At 43.1% G+C, this 8,509-nt stretch carries 10 protein-coding genes; all 10 read left to right on the top strand.

Annotated elements, in window-relative coordinates; genetic code table 11:
- Positions 1-669: hypothetical protein (locus tag J7K40_05885; protein MCD6161927.1), on the top strand; the 669-nt coding region annotated here is incomplete at its 5' end.
- Entirely contained in the window at positions 670-2,832 is a 2,163-nt protein-coding gene (locus J7K40_05880; GenBank protein ID MCD6161926.1) for a bifunctional DNA primase/polymerase, read from the top strand.
- 229 nt (positions 2,833-3,061) lie between these two features.
- Positions 3,062-3,424 carry a hypothetical protein gene (locus tag J7K40_05875; protein MCD6161925.1) on the top strand — a complete coding sequence of 121 codons (363 nt, stop codon included), beginning with the start codon at positions 3,062-3,064 and terminating at the stop codon, positions 3,422-3,424.
- A gap of 136 nt (positions 3,425-3,560) precedes the next feature.
- A complete protein-coding gene (locus J7K40_05870; GenBank protein ID MCD6161924.1) occupies positions 3,561-3,839 on the top strand; it encodes a hypothetical protein in 279 nt (92 codons plus the stop codon).
- 103 nt (positions 3,840-3,942) lie between these two features.
- Positions 3,943-6,045: a hypothetical protein gene (locus J7K40_05865; GenBank protein ID MCD6161923.1), complete on the top strand. Its 2,103-nt coding sequence runs from the start codon at positions 3,943-3,945 to the stop codon at positions 6,043-6,045.
- Between the two features lie 41 nt (positions 6,046-6,086).
- Positions 6,087-7,037, top strand: coding sequence for a hypothetical protein (locus tag J7K40_05860; GenBank protein ID MCD6161922.1), 951 nt, complete (start codon positions 6,087-6,089; stop codon positions 7,035-7,037).
- 85 nt (positions 7,038-7,122) lie between these two features.
- On the top strand, positions 7,123-7,353 hold the full coding sequence (locus tag J7K40_05855) for a hypothetical protein (GenBank protein ID MCD6161921.1): 231 nt from the start codon (positions 7,123-7,125) through the stop codon (positions 7,351-7,353).
- A gap of 9 nt (positions 7,354-7,362) precedes the next feature.
- Positions 7,363-7,659: a hypothetical protein gene (locus J7K40_05850; protein ID MCD6161920.1), complete on the top strand. Its 297-nt coding sequence runs from the start codon at positions 7,363-7,365 to the stop codon at positions 7,657-7,659.
- Between the two features lie 73 nt (positions 7,660-7,732).
- Positions 7,733-8,053: a hypothetical protein gene (locus tag J7K40_05845; GenBank protein ID MCD6161919.1), complete on the top strand. Its 321-nt coding sequence runs from the start codon at positions 7,733-7,735 to the stop codon at positions 8,051-8,053.
- Positions 8,054-8,126: 73 nt separating this feature from the next.
- Entirely contained in the window at positions 8,127-8,447 is a 321-nt protein-coding gene (locus tag J7K40_05840) for a hypothetical protein (protein ID MCD6161918.1), read from the top strand.
- Positions 8,448-8,509 lie beyond the last annotated feature (62 nt).

Below are 8,509 nucleotides of genomic sequence, written 5' to 3'. Positions count from 1 at the left end.
AAATTGCTGAAGAAAGGGGGTGTCAGATTGAGTAAAGTCACACACGACTTGAATGATAGCATACGCGATTTTAACAAGTTTGTGATACCACAAATTCAAAAAAACCAGATGATGGAAGGTAAAATCATTCAAGTCGAATCCAAAAATCCAGATGAATTACGCGATGCGCTCGATGTTCTGGGTGGTATTGATGCATGGAAAGTAAGCCGTGAACATGGAATGCAAGGGATATCAAGCAGAATACAATGGGGTAAGTCGTGGGATACATTCACCATACGAAAAACAAGACACACAGGAATAAAAACAGAGTATGCAAAACGAAATGAAGCAATATCATCTGGAAATGTATTATATCCAACATTAGCAATCCATGCATATATAACAAGACGAGAGAGAGATACCAGTCGTGAACTGATATCGCTCGCCATAGCCGATACAAATGATATATTTGATTTGATCAATCGAGGATATTGCTTTGAACGAGAAAATCCAGACGATGGTAACATATTCACAATCGTAAGCTGGGATGAACTTGTAAAACAAAACAAAACCATACAATGGTGGCACATTGACCAAACGCATAAATTACGTGATTATTCAAAGATGTACAAAAAAACGCTGAGACAGGCAAAAAACCGATCACTGTTTGAATTCGAAGGGGTGATATAAATGAAACAAATCGATAAAGAACGACCAATCAAACTCGACACAGGAGATGGATATATAAAAGGGGTGAGTGGGATGCAAGCAGTACACGAATCACTTGATCGTGGGTGGAACCTAATACCAGTCGGTAAAAATAAAAAACCACTGATTAAATGGAAGAAATATCAGACCACTCGGACAACACATGATCAGATAGATAGATGGGCAGAACAATTCCCGGGGTGTTCATGGGGATTGGTTTGTGGCGCGGTAAGCGGTTCTCTTCATGTAGTCGATTTTGATGATCCAGAAGTTTACGAGTCTTTTTTAAAAGAAAAGCTCGAAAAAAATACATTGATAGTGAAAACCCCGTCGGGTGGATATCATGCATATTTTGAAATAAAACCGTGTCCACCGAATATAACAGACTATAAAGAATTATATAATATCGATACGAGAGGAGAAGGTGGATATGTTCTGGCACCAGAAATATCGGAAGGGTATACAATCATCAGTGATACGGGTGTAATGCGGATCAGTGAGGAAGAGCTCCGCGCCATGATCGATGTGTGGCAGATCATCACAGATGATGAATTATTTGATTATGACGCAATCAAAGCAGACGTGACGTTGCCTGACGTGATCAGGCATTATGGTGATGGAGACGTATCCGAAGTCAGATCAAAAAATGATTATAAGCTAATCGTCTGTCCATTCCATAATGATCGCCAGCCATCATGCGCAATCCACCTTCGTTATTTCAAATGTCATGGATGTGGGAAAAAGGGTAGTGTGATCGATTATGTGATGTATCGCCAAAACATCGACAGACCATTGACCGCAGCGATGGCGATCGAGCGGATGATGAATCGACAATACCGAAAAATACAAACAGGAACAGGGAAGAGCGGTAATACAGACATTCCAATCCCAGACGCGAGTGAACTGAATGGTGATTGGATCGATGAAAAGATATCACTCGACCTCACCAGAATAAATGGATTCATCAGTGAATATATCGAGTATGCATCAAAAAGGACTGACGCATACAAAGAATATCATTACGCTGGGGCACTGATGATTCTATCTACAATGACGGGGCGCAAACGCTGGATATTTTTGAAACAAACCATATTATATGGAAATTTGTTCCAATTTATACTCGGTCCAAGTACAATTTCGAGAAAAAGCGTTGCAATGGATATTGCTGAAGAGATCCTCACTCACATAATGGGATCGTGGGATTATCTTGCACAGACATTCAGTCCAGAAGCGTTCACGGAACAGATGGCGGAAATGAGCCACAGAGTATTGATAGTCGATGAGGCTGGACAGCTCCTCGCAAATATGAAGAAGAAGTATATGGATGAGGCAAAAGACCTGTTATGCAAAGCGTATGATTGCAAAGGGTGGAATAGAGTGCTCACAAAAAAGAAAAATGACAATGGGACACGCAATGTGGTTGATCCATATCTCACGATTGCGTTTGCCACTGTACCAGACAATTTACTAAATAATTGCACACAGGATGATGTGAACAGTGGGTGGCTCGCACGATTCTTATACTTTGTACCAAAGTATCAGAAAGAAATGTTGCCTTTTGAACTTGGCGCAGACCGATTAGTCGCAGAGAGAGCATCTATACACAAAAAAGCGAGTGAAATAAACGAATGGTTGATGAACACACCACCGCAACCAATGGAATTTGAAAAAGGTGCATTTGAAATATTTCAGGAATGGCAAACGAAACATGAGGAATCTTTGATGAAGAAGAACGACAACACTAATAACATGGTCATGGGTCGGCTTTTTCCAATTACATTGAAGATTGCTATGTTACATGCAATCGGACGCATGTGCAACACGATTACGAAAGATGACATCATAGAGTCTATGCGGGAAGTAGATAATTTCTTTGCGATCACTTCTGCAAATATTATCAGAGATGTCGAGACGGCAGATCGAGCAGACATTGTGTCACGGAAGATGAGCACGGTCGAGAGGTACCTGAAGAATCATGGTGGTAAAGCGAATCGGAGAGAACTTCTCAATGCAACAAAAACAAAGGTCAAGGAGTTTGCAGAGATTATTCAGGCTATGGTGACTTCTGGTGCGATTCGAGAGATAGCTGGGGAGAACAAAGGAAAAAACACAACGGTGATATATTGTCTGCAAAAAAAATCATGAAGAAAAAAATGGTGATGTATAAGGTGTATAATGTGTATAACGTGTATAAGGTGTATAAGGTGTATAAGATTATTGGGGTGGGATATAGTTATATATGTGATACGCATTACACACTTTATACACCTTATACACAAGATACACCTTACACACAACCACAAAAAAACCACATCAATTTTTTTTTAGAACTTTTCGGTGATGGCATGAACGAAAAAAGAATATGAGGTTAGTTATGGCATGGAATGAGGATGATATTGAAAATCTGACGGATGAGGAGCTGGATACTGCTATATACAATCCGTATCCAGTCCATCAAGAGCCAGATGATAGTCCAGAACCACTATCAAGGTCTGTGATGGTTGCATACCGGAGGGCGAAGAATGAAGCCAAGAAACAGGCACACATCCATCGCGGGATGATTGATGAGATGAGAAATCATAGAGAAGGTACCAAAGACGATCACAGTGAGCCGAATGGTGTCCAACCAGTACCAAACGTTGGTACAGATAAGAAAGTCGCACAGAAGCCGTCTCACGCAAACGTGGATGGTTCATCAGATCATGTCGTTGTGCAGAAGACATTGTTTGATTTTTGATGTTCATCAAAAAATGCGATAATTTTAAATAGTATGGAGAGCATTGATAATATGATGACAGTAACTATAAAACGGCACGAGGATGGCTAATATGTTACTTGATATATTCATTATCACGATGTGTCTGGCGGTCCTTATGACCTTTTACGCGTGGCTCTTCAAGGACAATGAGAACTACACCCACATACTTTCCGGATTCACAGCCGGTATCCTGTACCTGATTCTCGGATTCGATATGTTTGGCGGTGTCACGCGTGATTATGTGATGACCAACAACAGTACCAGCACCATTGAGACGGTTCATTACGCACCAGGGTCAATATCCTTGTTTCTGGTCATATTTGGCGGAATAATGATCCTCTACGCGGCTGTGATGGCAGTTGATGTGGTTAGAGATGTGAGCGAAAAACTATGAGGTTTTTTATGAACCACTTTCCGTATTCAGATACCAAAAACTTTATAAAACACAACATCATATACCCTTTCATGAAATCGATACACATCCGGAGGTGCTTCAGATGCCTTCTCTCCTAAAAGAACTTGAGTTAAAACATTATATTGTCGCTATCATTGTATTTGGTGTGTTATTCTTTTTGTTGACAATACTTTCAACTAATTCAAATGCGTATGTCTTTACACCGGATGGAAATACAGTGTATGTGGACACTCCGTTTTATTATGTTTCTGCGAGCCCTGCCACAATATACGGGGGCACATGGGTCTACTCAACATTCATATCCAAAAGCTGGAGCGGAGATGTTGATATCGCATACGGCTTCAACACTTCTTCTAGCTATCCTGTTGCTGCTCAACTATTTGCTCCGCATAAGGTGTACTACAATACCTCACACCGTATATGGTTTTATAACGTATCATCGATTGTAAACACGCCTGATGCCACTCCAATAGACTACGGAAATGCCTACAACACACATCGTTATACGATCACTTACCAGCGATGCGCGCAACTCAACAACACAACTTTGGATTGTGATGAATGGACTGAAGCAACAGCAGTCGTAGCGTTCGATTCTTATGAAACTGATGGTATGAATTACACTGCCTATTGGCATACACGGCAAAACAAAACTGTAAATTATTATGATATTTCAGGCAAATTCCAAAAGATAAATTATAATTACGATGATAAGGATACATGGTATTGTATTTTAGGTGCTCATGTGACTGCTGGACAAATATACACCATCCGCACCCGCATCCGTATTAATGATGGGAACGGAAAATATGATATAGCGATAAAACCACATAGTGAAACCATTCCACAAGCCATTGCTAACGGTCATTTTTTCATTCTTGACCCTTGGGCTTACGTGTCAGAACTTAATTTCACTCCCCCAACTCCTGGAAATGCAACAACCATCTACACCAATCACACTACTATCAATGTGAGTATTACCACTAGCGAACTATCATATCTCGCATTCAACTGGAATGGTGTAAACAAGACATATACCACTTGTGGGGTACAATGGGATGAATCAACAAACTCATACACAACCACAACAACAGTAGGAAACTATACTGACATAGATTTTAACAACACATTTCCATGGTCTGAAATGCGGAGATGCACTCTATGGGATAACGGCACAGTGCATTATTATCTTAACTCCACAAATTCATCCCTAAAAGCGGATGGCACACTTGCAGACCTATCAGGCGCAGATGGGCAAGTGATGGTAGAGATCCCCAAGTTCTACTATAGCTACTCGTTCACAGGATCAACACATCATTATAACATCAGCCGCTTTAATTTAACTGGATTTAAAGTTCACAACGCATTCATTAAAGATGGTGTAGAAGTAGACCACCGTTACATTGGCGCGTACGAAGGTAGTATGTGGGATGCATCCACCGGCGCAATGGTTCCGAGTGCAAACATCACAGACGATATGTATGCATCCGGGGACAAACTCTGTTCAATTTCAGGAGTGTATCCCAAGACGAACGAGATGCGATCCGAGTTCCGCACGATGGCATCAGAGCGCGGCGCGGGATGGCGGCAGCTCGACTTCGACCTAAACTCTGCCGTACAGCTCCTCTACATCATCGAGTACGCCGACTTCGACTCACAAAGCACAATCGGATACGGCAGGACGCAACTATCTGGAGGCACATGGACCGCGGACAGCTACATCGGACAGTGCGGCAAGTCCAACGGCGACGGCGACGGCACAAACTCAGTTGCAGGCAACACGAACGATGCGTACATGACGTATCGCGGGATTGAGAACTGGTATGGCAATGTCTGGAAATGGAATGACGGAATCAATATCTACGACCACACCCCTTACGTCACGAACAATGCATCGGATTGGGCTGATGATACTAACGTAGGGTACCTCGATCTTGGTGTAACTCTCGCATCTACAAATAATTGGCAAATAACGTTATGTGATACGGATCGTGGATTCATCCCCTCCTCTGTCGGTACTGCCAGTTCTTATATCTGCGACTATTACTGGCAGAATACCGGTTGGCGCGTTGTCAGGCTGGGCGGTAGTGCGGATCACGGTGCGAGCGCTGGGGCGTTCTACGTGGCTGCGATTAACGCTGCCTCGGATAGCGTTGTCAGTATCGGCGGTCGGCTTACCTACTAATATTATTGTTATATATTGGAAAACACACATGAGGAATTATCATGCATAAAACATTGGTCATAGCATTCATACTTCTATTTGCGGGCACTGCTGCCTCCGCCTCAAACACTTACACACTGCACCAGATCAATGGAACCCATTGGTATTTTGAGACAAACCAAACTGCTTTGGCGGATGGCACATACAATTATACCGTATTTGCGAATAATATTAGCAGTGAATATAGGTTGTTGTATATAGACAGTTCCACACCTCCTAATAGTATAACATCTCTAACAAACCACACTGGGAACTTTTACCACAATTGGACATGGCAAAACCCCACAAACTCAGATTTTAATTACACTATGGTGTATATTAATGGGGTATGGGCGCTCAACACATCTCTCACACATTACAACTTATCCGCATCCCCTCACAACTGTAGTACTATAAGTACCCACACTGTAGATACAAACGAAAACATCAATAACACATGGGTAAACCACACCAGTATTCTCCCCAACAACCCTGTTACAATCACGGGCGGCACGGACCGCAAGGTGGATGCAGGGGATACCCTTAATGTTAGTTTTAGCAGTTATGATGCTGACGGTGACATTCCTGTCTTTTCATGTAGTCGAACTGATTTATTTACGGATTTCAATACTACCACTGGAGAGGGGAACTGGACCCCGTCAGAGGACGGAGTGTACTATGTGGATTTCGGAGTATCAGATGGGTGGGGCAGCACTGACAATTACACGATGACTATAACAGTAGGTGACCCCCTCCACCCCCTCACAAGCAGTTTCGAGACGTCATTATCTCTTGCTGGAATACTTGTGCTTATTGCAATCGTAATAGGGATCTTCTCTATACTTACAATGATGTCAACTCCTGCCTCTAAAATGGACTTTGAGGTGGTAGGGATCGCAGTGGTGTCGGTTATTGTACTATTAGCATTACTATATATCGCGATCATGTTATGCAATTCAATAGCGAACGCATAACGAGCCTCACACATCATAGTTGCAATAGAAACATTTATATACTCCTACTACATATCAACCTATCATGGCAAACATTGTCGGAATATTGTTCGCAACGATCGCGGTGATAATGCTCATGTTCTTTGGCATGGGCGCGACAACCAGCATCATCAACGATGCAAATATTACTGCGAGCGATGCGAATTATGATAATTTTCAGACAGCACAAAACACCTCGACTGCGGTATACTCTGTTGCGGGTGTCATGCCATATATCCTTATCCTTGCTTTCGTGATAATGGGATTTGTGATATTGCTGTCTCTTTCCTGGAGGTGATAAAGAAGAATGGCTAAATCAAACAAGTTCCTCGCTGACAAGCGCGGGGATATGGCGATGGTCAATGCAGGCATCTTCCTTGTGGTCCTGTTGGTGGTTCTGTACGTTGGTCTCAACATCATCAATAATGTACAGAATGCATCGAGTCTGGAATCTGGTGATGAGCTGTACGACTCACAGCAAGACCTGATCAACACGACCGAATCCAGTTACAGCATGGCTGGGATCATGCCGATAGTCATGATCGCGGTGGCTGTACTCGGAGGTCTGCTCTCCGTACTCTACCTCTTTGCGAGGAGGGACTGAACACAGCGGTGGCGATCCCGCCATCGCTTTTTTAAATGAAAACACACAACAAATCTCGGAGGTGTAATATGATATGAATAAGATGAACAAGTTCCTCGCTGACAAGCGCGGGGATATAGCTATGGTCAATGCAGGCATCTTCCTTGTAGTCCTGCTTACTGTGCTCTATGTGGGCATAAACATCATTGACAACGTGCAGGATGCATCTGCCATCGACACAGAATGGAATGAGACAGCACAGACCGGAGACCGGTTCTATGATACACAGAACAGTCTTCTGAATACAACCGAATCCAGCTACAGCATGGCTGGGATCATGCCGATAGTCATGATCGCGGTGGCTGTACTCGGAGGTCTGCTCTCCGTACTCTACCTCTTTGCGAGGAGGGACTGAACACAGCGGTGGCGATCCCGCCATCGCTTTTTTAAATGAAAACACACAACAAATCTCGGAGGTGTAATATGATATGAATAAGATGAACAAGTTCCTCGCTGACAAGCGCGGGGATATAGCTATGGTCAATGCAGGCATCTTCCTTGTAGTCCTGCTTACTGTGCTCTATGTGGGCATAAACATCATTGACAACGTGCAGGATGCATCTGCCATCGACACAGAATGGAATGAGACAGCACAGACCGGAGACCGGTTCTATGATACACAGAACAGTCTTCTGAATACAACCGAATCCAGCTACAGCATGGCTGGGATCATGCCGATAGTCATGATCGCGGTGGCTGTACTCGGAGGTCTGCTCTCCGTACTCTACCTCTTTGCGAGGAGGGACTGAACACAGCGGTGGCATCCTGCTACCACATTTTTTTTTTCGTTTCAATACGATACTTTTATATA

This window comes from Candidatus Zixiibacteriota bacterium (genome assembly GCA_021159005.1).
Classification (GTDB): Bacteria; Zixibacteria; MSB-5A5; order UBA10806; family 4484-95; genus JAGGSN01.
This window is presented reverse-complemented; position numbering and strand designations above follow the sequence as displayed.

Excerpts from the sequence above, each read along its gene's own strand:
- J7K40_05865 (MCD6161923.1), top strand. The coding sequence starts at position 3,943 with ATGCCTTCTCTCCTAAAAGAACTTGAGTTAAAACATTATATTGTCGCT.
- J7K40_05870 (MCD6161924.1), top strand. The coding sequence starts at position 3,561 with ATGACCTTTTACGCGTGGCTCTTCAAGGACAATGAGAACTACACCCAC.
- J7K40_05880 (MCD6161926.1), top strand. The coding sequence starts at position 670 with ATGAAACAAATCGATAAAGAACGACCAATCAAACTCGACACAGGAGAT.
- J7K40_05850 (MCD6161920.1), top strand. The coding sequence starts at position 7,363 with ATGGCTAAATCAAACAAGTTCCTCGCTGACAAGCGCGGGGATATGGCG.
- J7K40_05860 (MCD6161922.1), top strand. The coding sequence starts at position 6,087 with ATGCATAAAACATTGGTCATAGCATTCATACTTCTATTTGCGGGCACT.
- J7K40_05840 (MCD6161918.1), top strand. The coding sequence starts at position 8,127 with ATGAATAAGATGAACAAGTTCCTCGCTGACAAGCGCGGGGATATAGCT.
- J7K40_05875 (MCD6161925.1), top strand. The coding sequence starts at position 3,062 with ATGGCATGGAATGAGGATGATATTGAAAATCTGACGGATGAGGAGCTG.
- J7K40_05845 (MCD6161919.1), top strand. The coding sequence starts at position 7,733 with ATGAATAAGATGAACAAGTTCCTCGCTGACAAGCGCGGGGATATAGCT.